Raw genomic sequence first — 20,542 nt, forward strand, 5'->3', positions numbered from 1 at the left:
GCCGGATTAATGCACGCTCACATTCAACCTGTTGATTGCCGCCAGCGATTGCACTAGCGCGGACTTGATGAGTCCGCGCTGGCCAAGCGTTGAATCGTTCAACCTGCCGCGGAATCTGCCCATTCCGCTGCCTGACGCTCGCTCGTTGCTTGCGGCCTGTATGGGCGCCATTGCGGGGCTGCCGGAAGCCAGTCGTCGAGCGCGGAGAAGTCTTCAAGGGGTACTGATTCATTCATGATGGACTCCTTTATTTACTGGGCGTTGGCGTTGCCGCTTTGTGTCACCGATCCGTTCGCGAACTCCACGATAGAACGGTTGCGTTGTTCTGCGGCTGCTGCGTCGCGTGCACGTTGTTCGTGCTGCTCGGCAATGGCGATCCCCGCCATGCTGCGCTCAGGGTAGGTGTTGCGGTTCAGCGCGGGCAGTGTGCCGTTTGCATAGGATGCTGCGAGCTCAGCGCGGACTTGCGCGCGTGTCATGGTGCTTTGGCTGGTCACTGCGGTTTGATAAGTGCCTGCGTGCCCAATGCCGCCGTCAGCGAATGCGGTAGTGGAGACAATGGCTGAGATAGCGGAAAGCGAGAGTGTTGCGATAGCGGTTTTCATGGGTGCTGCTCCTGTCGATTCATTCGATAAGCATCGAGCGGAGTCGATGCTATCGGACTGATAGCGGGGCAGCGGGCGTCGATCCTGGCAATGAGCCTAAGCAACGAAAGAGAATGACATCGACTAATCGACGAGCCGCGCTGCGACAGGATGAAATGTAGTCAAGTGAGCGCTGCGGATAAATGATCGTTAAGCGAAAAGATTAATCGCGCTGCGCGAATAATCGAAGGAGCCCTTATGGAAAGGGCTTTTGCGACAGAACCACTATGAGTGAAAGGGATTTAAGCCCATACCGGTGGGAGGGTCGCTCGCGCCGGTGGACGGGGTGGGGTTTAGGTTGTTTTTGGGGTTAGTGGTCGGGGGTGATGCCGAGGTGGTCGGTTGTGGGGGTAGTGGGCGGGGTCTATGCCGGGTTGGTCGGTTCTGGGGTTAGTGGTCGGAGTCTATGCCGGGTTGGTGCTTTCGGCCTTAGTGGTCTGCGAGAGTCGGATTTTCTCTTTATCACTGTTAGCCACTGTGCGTGGCGGCACGTCATTTCTTTGTCCAAAGCGACAAAGAAACGAAGCAAAGAAAGCGCTTTTCAACCACGCTACCCTAAGTGTCCACAGCGTGCAGTTTCTATTCATAGGTGCCCCAAAAGCACGGTGCTCGCCAGAGCGGAGGATGTGTGAACCCCTCCTTCTCCGAACACCGATACCCACACGCTTCGCCACCAGTGACTGAATCTGCCCAAGGGGCACCCCGCGCTATCCGCGGATAACCGCCCGCCAATTTGTACGCACGACGGACCACGCCGCCAACCCGCCAAGTAATAAAGCCCCAGAATATGTAAGGCCGCAACCGACGAAAATAACCGCGTAAGCACGCGGTCAGCTCACCAAAAACTGACGCACTAAACGCGTATCGAGCTGCTAGACATCAAGCTGTGATCCACGAATATGGCCGCACGAACCAGGCGCGAACCCATCAAAAAACACGGCCGGCAGAACGCGTGATGCCGTGCGGATTCCTTGGCAATGGTGCTTGCCCGAGAGCGTACGGGGCGAAGCGTGTTCATGTCAGGATTCGCGAGAAGGAGGGGTTCAAACATCCTCCGCTCTGGCGAGCACCGTGCTTTTGGGGCACCTATGAATGAAAACTGCACGCTGTGGACACTTAGGGTAGCGTGTTTTGAAAGCGTTTTCTTTGCTTCGTTTCTTTGTCGCTTTGGACAAAGAAATGACGTGCCGCCACGCACAGTGGCTAATAGTGATAAAGAGAAAATCCGACTCTCGCAGACCACTAAGGCCGAAAGCAGCAACCCGGCATAGACCCCGACCACTAACGCCGAAAGCAACAACCCGGCATCAACCCCGACCGCTAACCCCGACCGCTAACCCCGACCGCTAACCCCAGAACCGACCAACTCAGCACTGACCCCGACCGCCGCTTCCAAACCCATCATCCCTCAAACCCGTCCACCGGCGCGAATGAAAATCAATTTCGCAACAGCGTCAAAGAGCGAGGGACCCAACCCGAACAAGGACCGTAAGCAAGACAAAACAAAACTAAACTAAACCACCACCTCAGCGGTGCCGGCAACATCCGGCGTCCCATGCTTGACGATTGATTTCGCTGGCGTAGCCGTCGGCAGACAACGCTGCTCGGCATCCTCCTGCCCAGAAAGCAGCGGACACCGTTCAAACAACTCCGCGGCCCAGTCGACAAAAACCCGCACCTTAGGCGACAAATGCCGGTTATGCGGATAAACCACTGAAATCGGCATGGGCAACGGTTTCCACTGCGGCAGCACCTCGACCAGTTCACCGGAGCGCAAATGCGGAAGGGCCATGAACCTCGCTATCTGAACGATTCCAACCCCTTTGACGCCGCACGCGATATAAGCCTCGGCATCATTCACGGCAATCTTCCCGCGCATCTTCACGTCGACCGACTTTCCATCGACGACAAAATCCATATCCATCACGCGGCCGGTGCGGCTGGAGAAATAATTCACGGCCGTGTGCTGCTGTAAATCGTCGATGGTGTGCGGTACGCCGTGAAGCTCGAGATAATCCGGACTCGCCGCGGTCAGGCCCTGAAATACGCCGATCCGCCGCGCCACAAGACTGGAATCCTGCAGCGTTCCCACGCGAATGACGCAATCCACACCTTCCTGGATCAGGTCGACCGGTTTGTCGCCGAAACCGACCATCAACTCGATGTCCGGATAACGCGCGTGGAATTCACAAAGCTGGGGCATGACGATCATGCGCCCGATCGACCCCGGCATATCGACGCGCAATTTGCCGCGCGGACCCTTGCCGGTATTGGCGAACGAACTCTCCGTTTCCTCTATGTCCGCCAGGATCCGCACGCAGCGCTCGTAATACGCGGCGCCGTCCGGCGTGAGGTTCAGGCGTCGTGTCGTGCGTTGCAGGAGACGCACGTTGAGGAACGCTTCGAGGTTCTGAATGATCGTTGTCACCGAGGCGCGCGGCATGTCCAGCGTGTCCGCCGCGCGTGAAAAACTATTGGTGTCGACAACCCTTGTAAACACCTGCATAGCTTGTAGCCGGTCCATTTTTCTCTCACCGTCAATGCTTTGCGGCGTCCGGAATAAGGATGCCGCTCAGACAGGAATGGGCAGTTTCGATTGCGATTGTTCGGTGCGACCGAATTGTGTTGCCGGATTATAGGCATTTATTTCAAATGTCGTTGCCCCCAGAATTCGTTCCATCGCAACTCGGGTGGGATGGCGCGGACGCGCTGAAAATAACCATGGTATCGACGCTGGATCTGGGCCTCTGCATAGAGGATGTTCGAATCGCGGGACATGCGCAACCCATAACCTTGCGCAGTTATCGCCCCGCCTCGGACGGTACCGTCCTGCCTGTCGTGCTTTATTTCCATGGCGGCGGCTTTGTGCGCGGCACGCTCGATGACGCCGACGTTACCGCCAGCACCATTGCCCGCGATACGGCCGCGTGGGTTATTTCGGTGGGCTACTCACTGGCGCCGGCTTTCCCGTTTCCCGCGGCCCCCGAGGATGCTTACCGGGCGGCGCAATGGGCCGTGGCGAACGCTCGTGCGCAGCGCGCAGATGCAAACCGCATCGGGGTCGCGGGGCACGACGCGGGCGGCAACCTGGCCACGTGTCTCGCGGCGATCGCGCGGGATCGGGGTGACATCGTGATCCTGGCGCAAGCGCTGCTCGCACCGTTGCTCGACCCAAGCATGACGCGCATGGCCGACGAGAACAAGGTGCGCTCGCCCGACATCTGCATGACGGAGTGCGCGCAGTGTTATCGCGCGTATCTGCCGAACGCTTCACAACGGCTTCATCCGTATGCAGCGCCGCTGGAATCGCGGCGCCTGGCCGGTCTGCCGCCTGCGCTGATCGCAAGCGCGCAGCATGACCTGCTGCATATCGAGGCAGAGAAATATGCCGGCGAACTGATTGCCGCGGGCGTACCGACGGAAGTCACGCGGCACGTCAATGCATCGCATAACGCGCTTGCAGCGGACCCGGCCGCACTCGCCGACGTAATCGCGTTCTTCAAGAAACGGCTTCGCGCGCAGACGCTTGCGCCGCTCGCGGCACACTAAAAATTTAATAAATCTCAACGACTTAATCGGAGCAACGCATGTCCATCACTCGCAAACGTCTTACCGTCGCGCTAGGCGCCGCGCTGGTCGTCGCAGGCATCGGAACATTCACTGCCATGCACGGTTTCGGCCGCGGCGATCTGCCGGTGAACGGTGCCGAAGCTGCCATCAAGCCGTCGGCGCCCGCCACGGAAGTGGATGTCGCCACGGTGGTCTCGAAGACCATCACCGACTACCAGAACTATTCGGGCCGCCTGGAAGCGATCGACAAGGTCGAGATCCGTCCGCTCGTGCCGGGGACTATCGTCGCGGTGCATTTTGCCGATGGCGCACTGGTGAAGAAGGGCGATCCGCTCTTTACCATCGACCCGCGGCCGTATGTGGCGCAAGTCGATCAAGCCGCGGCGCAACTCGCGGCGGCCCAGGCTCGCAACGGTTATACATCGACCGATGCCGCGCGTGCGGAGCGCTTGCTGGCGGACAACGCTATTGCCAAGCGTGATTACGACGAGAAGCAGAACGCTTCGCACGAAGCCGCGGCGAACCTGAAGGCTGCACAAGCGGCGCTCGAGACGGCGAAGATCAACCTGACGTACACGCAGATCGTGGCGCCGGTGTCGGGCCGGGTGTCGCGTGCGGAAATGACTGTTGGCAACATCGTGTCGACGGGTTCCAGCGCGCCGCTGCTGACCACGCTGGTGTCGGTGTCGCCCATCTACGCCTCGTTCGACGTCGATGAACAAACCTACCTGCGGTATCTGAGCCGCGACTCGCGTGCAAGCGTGCCGGTCTCGCTCGGCCTCGCGAATGAAGAAGGTTTCTCGCGCGAAGGCAAGGTTGCATCCGTCGATAACCAGCTCGATACGGGCTCAGGCACGATCCGCGTGCGGGCACGTTTCGATAACGCCGACGGCACGCTTGTGCCGGGCCTTTATGCACGCATCAAGGTAGGCGGAGGCACGCCGCATCCGGCCGTGCTGATCGACGATGCCGCCATCGGGACCGACCAGGACAAGAAGTTCGTGATGGTGGTCGATTCGGACAACCGCGTGCAGTACCGCGAAGTCACGCTCGGCACGTTGAGCGACGGCCTGCGCGTGATCGCGAAGGGCTTGCAGCCGGGCGAACGCATCGTGGTGAACGGCCTGCAGCGCGTGCGCCCGAACGATGTCGTGAAGGCCAATTCCGTAGCAATGGCGAGTGCGTCGCCGGCTAAAGACGCTTCATAAGACGCGCTTCATAAGACGCTTAACAGCGGCTCCTCGTGTGTGTAGTACGTGGCGGGTTTGTTCCTGACGGGATCGACCGGCCGGCGGCTACGCGCGCGCAGCCTCTCATGCAGATAAAGAAAACGTCATGAACATTTCCAAGTTTTTCATCGACCGCCCGATCTTCGCGGGTGTGCTGTCGGTGCTCCTGCTGCTGGCGGGCATCATTGCCATGTTCAAGCTGCCGATCTCCGAATATCCGGAAGTCGTGCCGCCGTCCGTGGTCGTCCATGCGCAGTATCCGGGCGCGAATCCGAAGGTGATCGCCGAAACGGTGGCGTCGCCATTGGAAGAGCAGATCAACGGCGTGGAAGACATGCTGTACATGCAGTCGCAAGCCAACAGCGACGGCAACCTGACCATCACGGTGACGTTCAAGCTCGGCACCGACCCGGACAAGGCGCAGGAACTGGTGCAGAACCGCGTGTCACAAGCGCTGCCGCGTTTGCCGGAAGACGTGACGCGGCTCGGCGTGACGACCATCAAGTCGTCGCCGACGCTCACCATGGTGGTTCACCTGAACTCGCCGAATAACCGCTACGACATGACGTATCTGCGCAACTACGCGCTGATCAACGTGAAGGACCGGCTTGAGCGAATCCAGGGCGTGGGCGAAGTCCAGCTGTGGGGTTCAGGCGATTACTCCATGCGTATCTGGCTCGATCCGCAAAAGGTCGCGCAACGCGGCATGACGGCAACTGACATAGTCAACGCGATCCGCGAGCAGAACGTGCAGGTGGCAGCCGGCGTGATCGGTGCATCGCCGACTTCATCGAACGTACCGCTGCAACTGAACGTGAATGCGCAAGGCCGCTTGCAGACCGAAGCGGAGTTCAGGGACATCGTGCTCAAGACGTCGCCTGACGGCGCGGTCACGCATCTGGGCGATGTGGCGCGCGTGGAACTGGCAGCATCGGAATATGGGTTGCGCTCACTGCTCGACAACAAGACCGCGGTCGCGATGGCGATCAACCAGCAGCCGGGCGCGAACTCGCTGCAAATCTCCGACCAGGTCCGCCAGACGATGAAGGAACTGCAGGCGGACATGCCGGCGGGTGTTGAATACCAGATCGTCTATGACCCGACGCAGTTCGTGCGCTCCAGTATTGAAGCGGTGATTCATACGCTGATCGAAGCCATCGCGCTGGTCGTGCTGGTGGTGATCGTGTTCCTGCAAACCTGGCGCGCGTCGATCATTCCGTTGCTGGCGGTGCCGGTGTCGATCATCGGTACGTTCTCGCTGCTGCTGGCGTTCGGCTTCTCGATCAACGCGTTGTCATTGTTCGGGATGGTGCTGGCAATCGGGATCGTGGTGGATGATGCGATCGTGGTGGTGGAGAACGTTGAACGGAATATCGAGGCGGGGTTATCGGCGCGAGAGGCCACCTATCAGGCCATGCGCGAAGTGAGCGGGCCGATTATCGCCATCGCGTTGACGCTGACCGCCGTGTTCGTGCCGCTCGCATTCATGTCCGGCCTGACGGGTCAGTTCTACAAGCAGTTCGCAATGACCATCGCCATCTCCACGGTGATCTCGGCGTTCAACTCGCTGACGTTGTCGCCGGCGTTGGCAGCCCTGTTGCTGAAGGGCCATGACGAACCGAAGGACTGGCTTACCCGCGGCATGGATCGTGTGTTCGGTGGTTTCTTCCGCCAGTTCAACAAGGTCTTCAAGCGTGGTTCGGAGAATTACGGCAAGGGCGTAACGGGTGTCATCAACCGCAAGGCGCTGATGATGGGCGTGTATGTCGTGCTGCTGTGCGGCGCTGTGCTGATGAGCCGAGTCGTGCCCGGCGGTTTCGTGCCGGCGCAGGACAAGGAGTATCTGATCAGCTTTGCGCAATTGCCTAACGGCGCGTCGCTCGATCGTACCGAGGCCGTGATTCGCCAAATGACGGATATCGCGAAGCAAACGCCGGGCGTACAGAGCGCGGTGGAGTTTCCGGGCTTGTCGGTGAATGGCTTCACGAATTCATCGAGCGCCGGCATTGTGTTCGTGACGCTCAAGCCGTTTAGCGAGCGCAAGGGTGCAGCACTGTCGGCGGGCGCCATTGCGGGTTCGTTGAATCAGAAATATGCGGCGATCAAGGGCTCGTTCATTGCTGTGTTCCCGCCGCCGCCAGTGCTTGGCCTGGGGACGCTGGGCGGCTTCAAGCTGCAACTGGAAGACCGTGGCGCGCTGGGCTACGCCGCACTGAACGACGCTACGCAGGCGTTCATGAAGCGTGCATCGGAGGCGCCTGAACTGGGCCCGACGTTCTCCAGCTATCAGATCAACGTGCCGCAACTGAACGTGGATCTGGACCGGGTGAAAGCGAAGCAACTCGGTGTATCCGTGACCGATGTATTCAGCACGATGCAGGTGTACCTGGGTTCGCTGTATGTGAACGACTTCAACCGCTTCGGCCGTGTCTACCAGGTCCGGGTGCAGGCGGATGCGCCGTTCCGGTCGAGTTCCGAGGACATCGGGCTGCTCAAGACGCGTAACGCGAATGGCGAGATGGTGCCGCTGTCGTCGCTCGTGAAGGTGACGCCGACCTATGGTCCCGAGATGGTGGTGCGCTACAACGGCTATACCGCTGCCGACATCAACGGTGGTCCTGCTCCGGGTTATTCGTCGGGCCAGGCGCAAGCTGCGGTCGAACGCATTGCGGCTGAAACGCTGCCGCGCGGCATCAAGTTCGAATGGACCGACCTGACGTATCAGCAGATTCTTGCGGGCAATGCAGCCATGTGGGTGTTCCCGATCAGCGTACTGCTCGTGTTCCTCGTGCTGGCTGCCCTCTACGAAAGCCTGACGCTGCCGCTCGCCGTGATCCTGATCGTGCCCATGAGCATTCTCTCGGCGCTGGTCGGCGTGTGGCTCACGAAGGGTGACAACAACATCTTCACGCAGATCGGCTTGATGGTGCTGGTGGGCTTGTCGGCGAAGAACGCCATCCTGATCGTGGAATTTGCGCGAGAGCTGGAAATGCAGGGACGTTCGATCGTGGAGGCGGCTATTGAAGCCAGCCGTCTGCGCTTGCGGCCGATCTTGATGACGTCGATCGCTTTCATCATGGGCGTGGTGCCACTCGTATTGTCGTCGGGCGCGGGTTCGGAAATGCGCCATGCAATGGGCGTGGCGGTGTTCTTCGGCATGCTCGGCGTGACGCTGTTCGGCCTGATGCTCACGCCGGTGTTTTATGTGCTGTTGAGAAAGCTGGCTGGCGGCGAACATCTCGTCGACAAGCATGGCCACAATCCGCACATGCGCGGTGTCAATGCTTCGCTCGAAGCATGAGAGAGATTGAAATGAAAACGTTGAATACAAAGCGATGGCTGGGATTGTCGGCGTTACTTGGGCTCTTGCTGGTCGTCGCGGGCTGCTCGCTTGCGCCGACCTACACGAAGCCCGACGTGAACGCGCCGGCAGCCTTCAAGGAAACACCGCAGGAAACAACGCAGCAAACGGCGTTGGCCCCTTCAGAACAGGGCACGTGGAAGACCGCGCAACCATCGGAACAGGTGCTGCGCGGTGAATGGTGGACGGTCTTCAACGACCCCACGCTCAACGATCTGGAACATCAGGCGCTTGAGGCGAACCAGAACCTGAAGGCAGCGGCCGCGCGGGTGAAGGAATCGCGCGCGATCAACCAGACCGCGCGGGCAGGCTTGTTCCCGACTCTGGATGCAGGCTTTGGTCCGACGCGCGAGAAGGTCTCGCCGTCCTCGCAGTTCCTTCCGGCCAACGCGAACGTACCGGCACAGACTTTGTGGCGCGCGGAGGGGAGTGCGTCGTATGAAGTGGATCTGTTCGGTCGCGTGTCGGACTCGGTGAGGGCCGCCAACGCCGACACCGAGCAAAGCGAAGCGCTGTTCCGGTCCGTGCAACTTGCGTTGCAGGCAGACGTGGCACAGAACTACTTCAACCTGCGCGAGCTCGATTCGGAAAGCGATGTCTTTACGCGTACCGTCACCCTGCGCGAGCAAGCATTGAAGCTCGTGCAGAATCGCTTTAACGAAGGCGAGATCAGCGAGCTCGACGTGGCGCAGGCCAGGTCGGAACTTGCCACAGCCAAGTCCGACGCCATGACGGTCCAGCGCTTGCGCGCCGCGTCCGAGCACAGCCTCGCGGTGCTGCTGGGTAAGTCGGCCTCGCAGTTCTCGATGGCGGCCAACCCGCTGAATCCCGTCGATATCAAGATTCCGCCGGGCCTGCCTTCTTCGTTGCTCGAACGCCGGCCGGACATCGCGGCGGCGGAACGTGCAATGGCGGCGGCGAACTCGCGTATCGGCGTGGCGAAGTCGGCGTTTTTCCCCTCGCTCAACATAACGGGCTCGGGTGGATTTGAATCGGCTACGCTTGGCGATCTCTTCAACTGGTCGAGCCGTACGTTCCTGCTCGGACCGTTTGCGGGCACGGCGTTGTCGTTGCCGATCTTCGACGGCGGACGTCGCAAGGGCAATCTCGCGAACGCACGCGCGATCTACGAAGAGGATGTCGCGAACTATCGGCAGCAGGTGCTGGTGGCGTTCCAGGAGGTGGAGGACAACCTCTCCGAGCTGCGCATCCTGCAGGATCAGACACGCACGCAAGCAGAAGCGGTAAGCGCGTCGAACCGGGCAGCGCAGCTCTCCCGCTCGCAGTACACCGAGGGCGCGGTCACTTATCTTGACGTGATCGATGCCGAACGTACCGTGCTGCAGTCGCAGCGCGCGGCGGTGCAACTGGCGGGTGTGCAGGCTACGTCGACGGTGAACCTGATCCGCGCACTGGGCGGTGGTTGGGGCGAGTTGCCGGCTGCGCCTGTCTCGCCTGCCGCACCTGCTACACCTGTTACGCCCGCCGCAGATGCAAGCGTCGCGTCGCGCTAGGCATTAAACGCTGCACTGGAAGCGCGATTGTTCAACCCGCGCGACAAGTGTCTTCGATTACAGCGGGTTTATCCGGAGGCTCCCGATCCGTAGAATTACAACATGGATACGGGAGCCGTCATGAAAGCTTTAATCGAACGACAACTCTACCGACCCGCCGTCGTTCTACCGTTGTTGGTCTTGATGCGCCTGATGGTGACGCTCGATTTCAACCTGATGCAAGTGACGTTCGTCGTGGTCATGAAGGGTTCGCAATACATGTTTCAAGCGGTATTCAGGCGTCGCCACGATCAAGCCGATCGTAGCAATGTCCGCGCGCCGCAGGTCCATGCCCTGCATGAGAAGACCTGTCACTGCTAACACTTTTATCGCTCAATATATTTCCGGCACGATGATGCTTTCGGGCACGGGCTGCCGCAGGTAATCTTCGTTGTACACGCGGTCGGGCAATTCGATCGTGGGGTGCTCGATCTCGTGATACGGCACCTGACTCAGCAGATGGTGAATGCAGTTGAGCCGAGCGCGTTTCTTGTCCACGGCCTGCACGACCCACCACGGCGCTTCGGGAATATGCGAGCGGTTCAGCATCTCCTCCTTCGCGTGCGTATAGGCTTCCCAGCGACGACGGCTTTCCAGGTCCATCGGACTCAGCTTCCACTGTTTTAACGGATCTTGAATACGCGCCTGGAAGCGAACTTCCTGTTCGTCGTCGGTGATCGAGAACCAGTACTTCAGGATCTGCACACCGCTGCGCGCGAGCATCTTTTCGAATTCCGGCACGGAGCGAAAGAACTCTTCGTACTCGGCGTCGGTACAGAAATTCATCACGCGTTCCACGCCCGCCCGGTTGTACCAGCTGCGGTCGAACAGCACGATCTCGCCGCCCGCGGGCAGATGCGAAACGTAGCGCTGGAAATACCATTGGGTGCGTTCGCGATTGTTCGGTGCGGGCAAGGCAGCGACCCGGCAAACCCGCGGATTCAGCCGCTGCGTGATGCGCTTGATCGCGCCGCCCTTGCCGGCGGCGTCGCGTCCTTCAAAGATCACCACCAGCCGGTGGCCGCTGGCGACAACCCAGTCCTGCAGCTTGACGAGTTCACCTTGCAGGCGGAACAGTTCGCGAAAGTAGATCTTGCGCTGCTCGCGCGCTTCGGCGGAAAACGCGCCCTCGCCGTCGAGGATGCGGTCGTCGACTTCCATCTCGAGTTCTTCGTCGTAACTGTCGATCAGGTCTTCTTCGAAGCGGCGCTGTTTATCCTGCGAAATCATGGGAAGCTCCGTTGGTTGGGCGTGTTGACCGCGTTGACTCGTCCCTGCAGGCGATACAAAACCCGGCAATCCTGCAAATTATCGATTATCCGGCCCGATAATTTCAGGAATGTTACGACAGGAGCGTCAAAAACGAAGCAACGGTTAGACGAATGATCCGCTTATCCGCGAGCGCCATGCGTGAACGGCCGGCCGCGATATGCGGTAGCGTTATCAATTGCGCACTTTGCCCGGAAACCGGAAACCGCATGCACGACTCGTCCACTGGCACGCGGCACCCATCAACGGCCGAACGCTGGGCGCCCTACGTCTACTTCGTGATCGGGCAGCTCGGCTGGTTTGCCTGTGTACTGAGCGCCGCACGCGACGTGCCGTGGATGGGCGTGGCAACAACCATTGTGCTCCTCGGCGTGCATCTGGCGCGGGTCGAGCGACCGTTGCAGGAGTTCAAGCTGCTGGTCAGTGTGCTGGTGGTGGGCGCGATCTGGGAGAGCGTGCCGGTCGCCACCGGGCTGCTCGAGTATCCGAACGGCATCGTGTTTCCGGGTATCGCACCTGACTGGATCCTTGCATTATGGGCGCTGTTCGCGGCCCAGTTCAACACCGCGTTCGGCTGGCTCAAGCAACGCATGCTGCTTGCTTCGGTGCTCGGCGCCATTGCCGGACCAATGTCGTTTCGCGCCGGCGCAGCGCTCGGCGCGGTACGCTTTGCGCAGCCATGGCCCGCGACGATCGTGCTGGCTATCGGCTGGGCAATCCTGATGCCGGTGATGATCCTGCTGTCGCGGCGGTGGGATGGAGTTCACTGATTGCGGCTGAGGGTCAGTGGAAATCGAGGCCGGCGCGTATTTTGTTTGCCTTTAGAATGCCCCGTTGTCGTTGCCAACGGCATTCTCCTTTGACCGCCATGACCGATACCTCTTCGCTTCCCGCTTCGCTGCCTTCTTCGCTGCCTTCTTCGCTGCCCCGTTTCGACGACGCGCAAACCGCGCGCTTGCTGCCCTTCGATCGCCTCGTCGATACCCTGAAGCTCACCATGCTCGACTATGCCGATGGCCTTATCACGAGCCCCGAGCGCATGGTGGTGCCGCTTCGCGACGGCGCCGTGATGCTCTCGATGCCCGCTGCCGCCGCCGATCTCGCCATGCACAAGCTCGTCAACGTGTGTCCGAAGAACGGTGCGCTCGGGTTGCCGACCATTCACGGCCAGGTCACGGCTTTCGATGCTGCGACCGGTGTGCCGCTCTTCATGCTGGACGGTCCCACGGTAACCGGCCGCCGCACGGCCGCGGTCACCATGATCGGCATCCAGGCGCTGCTCGGGCGCGAGCCCTCGGCCGTGTTGATCATCGGCACGGGCAAGCAGGCTATGTATCACGTCGAGGCGCTGAGCGCGCTTTATCCGGCCGCGAAGATCATCGTGCAGGGCTCGCGGGCCGAACGCGCCGAAGCGTTTTGTGCGGAGCATGCGGGGTTATCGACGAAATTGAGTGCGCTAAAGGACGCTGATATTCCTGCGTCGATCGACGTCGTTATCGCGACGACCACCAGCAAGACGCCGGTCTATACGCTGCCGCCCATCGAGGGCAGGCTCTTGATCGGAGTGGGCGCATTCACGCCTGATGCGGCTGAAATCGCGGCATCGACGGTGCTTGCGAGCGATGTGTTCGTGGACGATCTGGCCGGCGCGCGGCATGAGGCGGGGGACCTGATTCAGGCGGGTATCGACTGGGATGAGGTACGGCCGCTTGCCAGTGCGTTGAGCGTTCAGGCTGTTGATTCAGCAATCAAGCGGCCAGTCGTGTTCAAGAGTGTTGGATGCGCGGCGTGGGATCTGGCTGCGTGCAGGGTCGCCCGGGCGATGCTCGAAGCAGGTTGACAAGCTGAGACACGCGCCCTCGTATCAAGCTGGAATAGTCCTTGCTAACTAGCATAGGGTGATCCGAGGATTATTTCAGGGCTTGATTGATGACTAGTCGAAACGAATTTGAACTGAGAGAAACGGACTGGCGCGGCCAGTCCGATGTAGCAACCATTGCAAAACAGGCATGGTCAGACGCGATACCCGCAGCCACGCCAACGGCGCCGTCTCGCGCTACGCCACCGGCGACGTACTTCATCTCGGTGCTCGAACTGGCGACGGGCGAGAAGCTCGGCAATGACGAACGGCTTCGCGCCATCGCGATTCTTGAAGCGCATTTTGCAATGGGCCGTCCCCGCACGCTGAAAGAAGCGATCAGGATCTGCGCGGGCGCGATCGATTCTTCGACGCTTCAGCGCATGGCGCGCGGAGCGAAGGGCTGATTGCTTGCGCGCTTGCAGCGTTACTCCGGGTGTTCATGTTCCTGGTAAGAACGGCGTGTCTTTATCATACGGAAGACTTGCATCGAAGGCGCCATGCTTCGCCTGAGCGGGTCAGCGTGATTGCCGAAAGTGGTTCCAGGTCCATGCAATAGATTGCCGTAAGCGGCGCTTCCAGCACGCTCGCCAGCACGGTCTTGACCACGATTGCATGCGTCACGATCAGCGTGACTCCCGTCTCTCGATTGCTCTCCAGCGCGCCCCATACCCTTGTTTGAAGGGCTTCCAGGCTCTCGCCGCCATGCGCCGCGCTGCCTGGTTCGGAAAGCCATGCGCCTAATCCGGCCGCGTCTTCATCATGAATCTCACGGATCGGACGGCCTTGCCAAAGACCGTAATCCAGGTCGCTCCATGACGCGTCAACGCTCGTCGTGGTTTCGAACGCTTGGCCCGTTTGCATGGCAGCGTGTGCCGGGCTGGTGACGACGCGATCCGGTTGAAACATCGAAGCAAGGTGTGGGAGCCGGGATAACTCAAGCTCATCGATGGCGTCGCCGGTACTCGGAAACGAGCCAGTTTTCATGGCGTGCGTGGTCGCGTGGCACAGCAAGATAATTTCGGTTTTCATGGCGCTCGATTAATAGATTGCTTTACATTCCACTCACTCATTTTAGAATGACAAGCTTGCAGCGCGAGGAAGCCGGTGAAAACCCGGCACGGTCGCGCCACTGTGAGCAGATGTCGAATGGGACTGATAACGCTTCAGCCTTCGTTCAGCATCTGCAAGTCAGACCCCCGCTGCAGCCTTTCTTTTGTCTTACGGGACGCGCATTCCCTTGGAGTCGTTCATGAACCATCCTGCCGTAGCCGCCGGTTTGTCCGGCAATAATCCCGCATTTGATGCACCCATACCCATTCCGGTGCGTGAAGTGTTGCCCTGGGCTGTCTTTATCGGCCTGCTTTTGCTGATCGCGATTTATTTTGTCGGTGCCGAACAGGGCGCGACTTCGATCTTCCAGGGCATGTATATCCACGAGTTTGTCCACGACGGTCGCCATCTGCTCGGCTTTCCCTGCCACTGAGACCGACCATGATCCGAAATCTTTTGATACGCGGCATGATCGCGGGACTTGTTGCGGGCCTGCTCGGCTTTTGCGTTGCTAAAACCTTTGGTGAGCCTGCGGTTGATCGCGCGATTGCTTTCGAGTCGCAGCAGGACAAGCTGCGCGACCAAGCGGACGCAGCGGCCGGGCATCCACACGATCCCGCCGACGACGTCGAACTCGTCAGTCGCGGCACACAAGCGGGGCTGGGATTGTTGACCGGTGTCTGCGTGTTCGGGACAGCATTGGGCGGCCTGTTCTCGCTCGTGTTCGCTTTTTCGTATGCGCGGCTCGGCGCTTTGCGCGCACGCGGCACGTCGGCGTTACTCGGCTTGTTCGGCTTCGTGACCGTCGCGATCGTGCCGTTCCTCAAGTACCCGCCTAATCCGCCTTCCGTGGGCAATCCTGACACTATCGGCGCACGGACCGCGCTGTTTTTCGGCATGGTCGCGATCTCGCTGATCGTGGCCGTGTTTGCTGTGCGGCTGCAGCGTCGGCTGCAAGCGCGCCACGGCAACTGGAACGCGGTGCTGATCTCCGTTGCCGTGTATATCGTGCTGATGGGATTGGCGTACCTTGCGCTGCCTCCGATCGACGAAGTGCCGAAACTGTTTTCAGCGACGCTGCTGTGGAAGTTCCGGGTGGCGGCAATCGGTATTCAGGCGGTGATCTGGACCACGCTCGGTTTGCTCTTCGGCGCGCTCGCGCAACGTGAAATGGAACAGGTGCCGGCCCGGAGGATTGCTTCGGCCTGAGCACTTCGTTAGTGCTTTAGTGCGTTAGGGCTTTAGTGCGGATCCAATGAGAGGCGGCTTGCGGGCCGCCTCTTTTTCATAGCGCGCTCTTGCGTGCAAGCAGGGTATCGAACAGGGCGAGCTTGTCGCCGTCGGCCATCGTTTTCCATGCCTTGATTTCTTCGCGGCTTCTGAAACAGCCTTCGCAATGACCCGTGGTCTTGTCGAGCCGGCATACGTCCGTGCACGGCGAGCCGACGGGTTGAAGCTGTCTGGCGCGCTCGATGGTGAACGTGAGTTCGAGCGGTACGTCTATTTCCATCGGCAGTTCCGTAGGCGTTGTCATAGCGTTTCGCCGCGAAAGAGGGCGGCGGCGGCCACCGGATTTGTCGGCCAGTAAGTGTGCATGTAGGTAGCCGTGATCGGGCCGTGTCGATAGATCGCCTCGCCTTCCACGCCGGTAGTCGCGTGCGTCGCGGTGAGCACCGGCGACATGCCGGTCGTCATCGACGAGTAGTGGAAGGTGTGGCCGGTATGGGTGCCGTGGCGGCTTTCAACACGCTGCATGGCGAGCCGGGCCAGGCGTTTTTGCATCTTCGCTTGGCCGGGCAGAAGGGCAAGCATCGCATGGTGCGAACCTTCGATATCCGTCAGCGAATCGAGCAGATACAGCATGCCGCCGCATTCCGCGACTACCGTTTTGGCCGCCTCAACGTGCGCGCGAATCGAGGCCGCGCTCGCTGCGTTCGCTGCAAGCCGGGCCGCGTGCAGTTCCGGATATCCGCCCGGCAGATAAAGCGCATCGGCATGCGCGGGAACGGGTTCATCGGCGAGGGGGGAGAAAAACGCGAGCGTTGCGCCCATCGCCTCCAGCAGATCGAGATTAGCAGGGTAGATGAACGAAAACGCAGCATCGCGGGCAATGGCGATGTGCATGCCTTCCAGCAAACGCGGCGGCTGTTCAAGGGCGGCGTAATTGAACATGACCGCGGGCGGCAACTCGCGCAACGTCGTCTCGCCGATGGCGTCTGCTGCCCGATCCAGCCGCGCATCGATGTCGGCCACCTCCGCTGCCTGCATGAGGCCCAGATGCCGCCCGGGTAGCGCAATGTCGTCGATGCTCGACAGATGCCCGCAGTATCGAATGCCTTCTGGAATGGCTTCGCTCAGCATTTGCGCATGCCGTGCCGACGCCACGCGATTGGCGAGCACACCGTGGAAGGGCAGATCCGCGCGATAGCGCGCGAGCCCGAACGCCATTGCGCCGAAGGTCTGCGCCATGCCGTGCGCGCCGATCACGGCGAGCACCGGCACGCCGAACGTGGCCGCGAGATCGGCGCTGCTGGGCGTGCCGTCGAAGAGGCCCATCACGCCTTCGATCAGGATCAAATCGGCTTCCTCTGCTGCTTGCGCGAGCAGCGCGCGGCAGCCGCTTTCGCCGACCATCCACAAATGCAGCGAATACACCGGCGCGCCGGACGCGCGTTCGAGGATCATCGGATCGAGAAAGTCGGGGCCGGTCTTGAAGACCCGCACCCGCAGGCCAAGCCGTGCGTGATAGCGCGCGAGCCCGGCTGTGACGGTGGTCTTGCCCTGGTTCGACGCGGGCGCGCTGATGAATAAAGCGGGGCAGGCGCGCACGTCAGAACTCGACGCCGCGTTGCGCCTTCACCCCTTGCTCGCGATACGGATGCTTGATCGGACGCATCTCCGTCACGAGATCGGCCGCTTCGATCAGCGCCTCGGGCGCATGGCGGCCCGTCACAACCACATGCAGCATCTCGGGCCGCGCGGTGAGCACCGCGAGCACTTCGTCGAGTGGCAGGTACTCGTATTTGAGCACCGTGCACAGCTCGTCGAGCACGACCATCTGATACTCGCCGCTTTCAATCATCTTGCGCGCGGCGTCCCAGCCTCGGCGAGCCGTCGCGATATCGGCATCGCGGTTCTGCGTGTCCCACGTATAGCCGTCACCCATGGTGATGAAATCGCAGTTCGCAATTGCGCCGAGGAAATCGCGTTCGGACGTATGCAGCGCGCCCTTGATGAACTGAACCACGCCGAGCCGCATGCCGTGTCCGAGCACGCGTACGGCCATGCCGAACGCCGCGGTGGTCTTACCCTTGCCCGTGCCCGTATTGACGATCAGGAGGCCCTTCTCGCGCGCGGCGGCGGCCTGCTTTTTCTCGTGACCTTCCTTGCGTCGCTGGGTCATGCGTAGATGCGATTCTTCGTCCGTTTTCATCATGTTCTCTCGTTGTCAGTCTGTTGTTCCGAGCCGTCTTCGGCTATGGCGACGGTCACGCCATCGGTCACTCTTTTCGGCACTATGATTCGCCCATTACGCGATGCCAGCAATGCACACGGTTCGCAGACGCCGTCGATACCAAGCAGCGCCTGAACCCGTCCCGACATGCTGGTTTCAACCTGCGCGATGTCCCGCTTCGAAAAAAACTGCAGCGGCAACCCGTGGTGAGTGGCGAATTCGAGCAGGGCGGTTTCGTCTTTCTTGCTATCGATCGATGCCAGCGCTCGAATGCTCGCCAGCGGCCGCGTCCCCAGCGCCGCGAACACGGCGGCATGAATCTGTTCGACGCTTACACCGCGCCGGCAGCCTATGCCGATGACCCATGTGCTCATGATGGCGCTCGGTTCGCACAGCCCGGACACATGTAAGCAAAACCGCTGAAAGACGGCCGCTGGGTCGAGCTCGATACTGAGCGCAAGCGTTGAAAAATTGGATTCATGTACGACGATATAAGCATTACGTCCTTCATCCGTCCCTCGCGGATGTGGCGTCCAGCGCGCTGTTAAAGCTAAAGCGCGCCACTTGGCGACTGGCCGGTATCCGGGCTTGGCGACCGCATTCCGCTCGCCTTCCCGCTCGTCGGAGCAGTGGCTGTGGAGGAAATGGGCGCACGGTTCGATGACAGCCAGAAATGAGAGTCAGTCGAAGCGAGCGCGGGTCGCGTACCGTTGCGGGGGACAGCACAGGTTTCGTCGACACGGCGCATTGGGCATGAAGCGTGAGCCTTGAGCCTCGAAAATACGCGCGTGCACATCCTGTTTCCCGTTTAACTACGCGCGCCGGAAAAGCGCGCGTGAGCACCAGACGCGGGCCAAAGATAGCACAGCGGGTGTCGGTTGCGCTGGGCTTTTACAGGCTGGAACCGGCGGCGGCGCAGGTTTTCCGCGCTCGCAATAGCGCAAGCGCGCGTTTGCAGGGACGGGTTAAACCCGCTTGCATGCCCCGCCCGAACCTTGACGCTAATCCCCCATCAGCCTAGACTTCGCGGTAGTTTTCTGGTGCTCGCGCGTGGTCTCTGCTGCGCGCAGTTAAACGGGAAGCAGGAAGCGTTGCCGGAACCCCGGCCATGCCAACCTGCGCTGCCCCCGCAACGGTAAACGAAAATCGCGCGACGTGGTTTTACCCTGATTCACGCCACTCGCGCGGTAAAGCCGCCTTCGAAAAACCACTGCATGCCCATGTCATGCGGGAAGGTGAAGCGGCATTTTCGCCAGCCCGGATACCGGCCGGAACGAGTAACACCTGAAGCGGGCGTTTGTCGCGGGGATGCGGCATATGCTCGATACTTTTCACCATGCTTTTTCCGGATTGCCGTCCTGCATTGCGACGCTTGTGAGCGCATTTTATTGTTCGCCTTGGGCGGCAAAGGACCACGCATTCCGGCAGCAAGCAGCCAATCAATAGCACGGAGCAACGGATGCAAATGCGCAAAATTCCGGTCACGGTCGTAACGGGTTTCCTCGGCAGCGGCAAGACCACGTTGATGCGGCACATCCTGCAAAACGCGAAAGGGCTGCGGATCGCGGTGATCGTGAACGAGTTCGGAGAACTCGGCATAGACGGCGAAATCCTGAAGGGCTGCAACATCGGTTGCGAGGATGAAAGCGTCACTGATCAACCGAATCTGTATGAACTGTCGAACGGCTGTCTTTGCTGCACGGTGCAGGAAGAGTTTTATCCGGTGATGGAACAACTCGTCGAGCGGCGCGATCAGATCGATCATGTGCTGATCGAGACCTCCGGCCTCGCGTTGCCCAAGCCGCTCGTGCAGGCTTTCAACTGGCCGTCCATCAAGAATGCATTCACCGTGGACGCCGTCGTGACTGTTGTCGATGGCCCCGCTGCCGCAAGCGGCCAGTTCGCGGCGAACCCGCAGGCTGTCGACGCACAACGCCGCGCCGACCCGAACCTCGATCACGAATCGCCGCTGCATGAGTTGTTCGAAGATCAACTCGCTTCAGCGGACCTGGTGATTCTCAACAAGACCGATCTGATCGATGAAACGCAGCAACGCGCGGCGGAAACGTTGATTCGCGGCGAGATTCCGGCGGGCGTCAAGATCGTGCCGGCGCAGATGGGTCAGCTCGATCTGCATGCGCTGCTCGGGCTGGAGGCAGCATCGGAAACGACTATTCATCTGCGTGTCGACCATCATGGTTCCGTCGACGACGAAGGGCACGCCGATCATCATCACGACGATTTCGATTCAGTCGTGGTGGAAGCGCGGGTCGAGTCGCGCGAGGCTGTGGTCTCCGCATTGCGCTCGCTGGTCGATGCCAACACGATCTATCGGGTGAAGGGTTTTGCGGCGTTGCCGGGCACGCCCATGCGGCTGGTCGTGCAAGGTGTAGGCCAGCGTTTCGATACCTACTTCGACCGCCGCTGGACTGCTGCCGAAGCAGCCAGCGAGACCAGCCGGTTCGTGCTGATTGGTGAAGATCTCGATCAGCCGCGTCTGCAACAAGCGCTGGTTGCCGCGCTCGCCAACGCACCCGTGCAGGCCTGATCC

Annotated in this window: 19 protein-coding genes, 1 pseudogene and 3 riboswitches; of the genes and pseudogenes, 11 read left to right on the forward strand and 9 right to left on the reverse strand. The window is 60.5% G+C overall.

Annotated elements, in window-relative coordinates:
* Nucleotides 1–98: 98 nt before the first annotated feature.
* From HB376_RS04330 to HB376_RS04340, 3 genes and pseudogenes are all read right to left on the reverse strand, one after another.
* On the reverse strand, nt 99–236 hold the full coding sequence (locus tag HB376_RS04330; RefSeq protein ID WP_213762182.1) for a hypothetical protein: 138 nt from the start codon (nt 234–236) through the stop codon (nt 99–101).
* Nucleotides 237–251: 15 nt separating this feature from the next.
* A complete protein-coding gene (locus HB376_RS04335; RefSeq protein ID WP_213762183.1) occupies nt 252–605 on the reverse strand; it encodes a DUF4148 domain-containing protein in 354 nt (117 codons plus the stop codon).
* Nucleotides 606–2,259: 1,654 nt separating this feature from the next.
* Nucleotides 2,260–3,168: pseudogene (locus HB376_RS04340) on the reverse strand (LysR family transcriptional regulator); the annotation flags it as partial.
* Nucleotides 3,169–3,365: 197 nt separating this feature from the next.
* Between HB376_RS04340 and HB376_RS04345 the strand changes: the two are divergent.
* The 5 genes from HB376_RS04345 (at nt 3,366) to HB376_RS04365 (ending at nt 10,678) form a co-directional block, all read left to right on the forward strand.
* Nucleotides 3,366–4,193, forward strand: a complete 828-nt coding sequence (locus HB376_RS04345; RefSeq protein WP_213762291.1) for an alpha/beta hydrolase fold domain-containing protein — start codon at nt 3,366–3,368, stop codon at nt 4,191–4,193.
* 38 nt (nt 4,194–4,231) lie between these two features.
* Nucleotides 4,232–5,422: an efflux RND transporter periplasmic adaptor subunit gene (locus HB376_RS04350; RefSeq protein ID WP_213762185.1), complete on the forward strand. Its 1,191-nt coding sequence runs from the start codon at nt 4,232–4,234 to the stop codon at nt 5,420–5,422.
* Nucleotides 5,423–5,549: 127 nt separating this feature from the next.
* Nucleotides 5,550–8,744, forward strand: coding sequence for an efflux RND transporter permease subunit (locus HB376_RS04355; RefSeq protein WP_213762186.1), 3,195 nt, complete (start codon nt 5,550–5,552; stop codon nt 8,742–8,744).
* 11 nt (nt 8,745–8,755) lie between these two features.
* Complete coding sequence (locus HB376_RS04360) at nt 8,756–10,318, forward strand: efflux transporter outer membrane subunit (protein WP_213762187.1); 1,563 nt, start codon at nt 8,756–8,758, stop codon at nt 10,316–10,318.
* A 120-nt stretch (nt 10,319–10,438) separates the two neighbouring features.
* Entirely contained in the window at nt 10,439–10,678 is a 240-nt protein-coding gene (locus HB376_RS04365) for a hypothetical protein (protein ID WP_213762304.1), read from the forward strand.
* 12 nt (nt 10,679–10,690) lie between these two features.
* On the opposite strand, the gene ppk2 is transcribed toward HB376_RS04365, so the two are convergent.
* Entirely contained in the window at nt 10,691–11,587 is an 897-nt protein-coding gene (gene ppk2, locus HB376_RS04370) for a polyphosphate kinase 2 (protein WP_213762188.1), read from the reverse strand.
* A 248-nt stretch (nt 11,588–11,835) separates the two neighbouring features.
* Here ppk2 and HB376_RS04375 point away from each other — a divergent pair, with 248 nt between their 5' ends.
* The 3 genes from HB376_RS04375 to HB376_RS40775 all read left to right on the forward strand — a co-directional run bounded on the left by HB376_RS04375 (nt 11,836) and on the right by HB376_RS40775 (nt 13,891).
* Nucleotides 11,836–12,396, forward strand: a complete 561-nt coding sequence (locus tag HB376_RS04375) for a DUF2878 domain-containing protein (RefSeq protein WP_213762189.1) — start codon at nt 11,836–11,838, stop codon at nt 12,394–12,396.
* A 98-nt stretch (nt 12,397–12,494) separates the two neighbouring features.
* On the forward strand, nt 12,495–13,466 hold the full coding sequence (gene lhpI, locus HB376_RS04380) for a bifunctional Delta(1)-pyrroline-2-carboxylate/Delta(1)-piperideine-2-carboxylate reductase (protein WP_213762190.1): 972 nt from the start codon (nt 12,495–12,497) through the stop codon (nt 13,464–13,466).
* 89 nt (nt 13,467–13,555) lie between these two features.
* Entirely contained in the window at nt 13,556–13,891 is a 336-nt protein-coding gene (locus tag HB376_RS40775; protein ID WP_255631151.1) for a hypothetical protein, read from the forward strand.
* Nucleotides 13,892–13,955: 64 nt separating this feature from the next.
* Here HB376_RS40775 and HB376_RS04390 read toward each other — a convergent pair whose 3' ends face one another.
* The gene (locus HB376_RS04390) at nt 13,956–14,516 is read right to left on the reverse strand and encodes a histidine phosphatase family protein (protein WP_213762191.1); all 561 of its coding nucleotides are present in this window, start codon (nt 14,514–14,516) and stop codon (nt 13,956–13,958) included.
* Between the two features lie 42 nt (nt 14,517–14,558).
* Nucleotides 14,559–14,706: riboswitch (cobalamin riboswitch) on the forward strand.
* A gap of 30 nt (nt 14,707–14,736) precedes the next feature.
* On the opposite strand from HB376_RS04390, the gene HB376_RS04395 reads away from it, so the two are divergent.
* Complete coding sequence (locus HB376_RS04395) at nt 14,737–14,970, forward strand: CbtB-domain containing protein (protein WP_255631152.1); 234 nt, start codon at nt 14,737–14,739, stop codon at nt 14,968–14,970.
* A gap of 8 nt (nt 14,971–14,978) precedes the next feature.
* Complete coding sequence (locus HB376_RS04400) at nt 14,979–15,746, forward strand: CbtA family protein (protein ID WP_213762192.1); 768 nt, start codon at nt 14,979–14,981, stop codon at nt 15,744–15,746.
* A gap of 76 nt (nt 15,747–15,822) precedes the next feature.
* Here HB376_RS04400 and HB376_RS04405 read toward each other — a convergent pair whose 3' ends face one another.
* Genes HB376_RS04405 through HB376_RS04420 form a run of 4 tightly spaced genes read right to left on the reverse strand, consistent with a single transcriptional unit; the run spans nt 15,823 to nt 18,365 of the window.
* A complete protein-coding gene (locus tag HB376_RS04405) occupies nt 15,823–16,071 on the reverse strand; it encodes a DUF1289 domain-containing protein (protein ID WP_213762193.1) in 249 nt (82 codons plus the stop codon).
* Nucleotides 16,068–17,366 carry a cobyrinate a,c-diamide synthase gene (locus HB376_RS04410; RefSeq protein WP_213762194.1) on the reverse strand — a complete coding sequence of 433 codons (1,299 nt, stop codon included), beginning with the start codon at nt 17,364–17,366 and terminating at the stop codon, nt 16,068–16,070. Before HB376_RS04410 ends, HB376_RS04405 begins: the two co-directional genes overlap by 4 nt.
* Nucleotide 17,367: 1 nt before the next feature.
* Nucleotides 17,368–17,970 carry a cob(I)yrinic acid a,c-diamide adenosyltransferase gene (gene cobO / locus HB376_RS04415; protein ID WP_213762293.1) on the reverse strand — a complete coding sequence of 201 codons (603 nt, stop codon included), beginning with the start codon at nt 17,968–17,970 and terminating at the stop codon, nt 17,368–17,370.
* A complete protein-coding gene (locus HB376_RS04420) occupies nt 17,970–18,365 on the reverse strand; it encodes a cobalamin biosynthesis protein (protein ID WP_213762195.1) in 396 nt (131 codons plus the stop codon). Before HB376_RS04420 ends, cobO begins: the two co-directional genes overlap by 1 nt.
* Nucleotides 18,366–18,546: 181 nt before the next feature.
* Nucleotides 18,547–18,853, reverse strand: a riboswitch (cobalamin riboswitch).
* 159 nt (nt 18,854–19,012) lie between these two features.
* Nucleotides 19,013–19,279, forward strand: a riboswitch (cobalamin riboswitch).
* Between the two features lie 171 nt (nt 19,280–19,450).
* Here HB376_RS04420 and cobW point away from each other — a divergent pair.
* Entirely contained in the window at nt 19,451–20,539 is a 1,089-nt protein-coding gene (cobW, locus tag HB376_RS04425) for a cobalamin biosynthesis protein CobW (protein WP_213762196.1), read from the forward strand.
* Nucleotides 20,540–20,542: the final 3 nt, after the last annotated feature.

The organism is Caballeronia sp. dw_19, from assembly GCF_018449515.1.
Classification (GTDB): Bacteria; Pseudomonadota; Gammaproteobacteria; order Burkholderiales; family Burkholderiaceae; genus Caballeronia.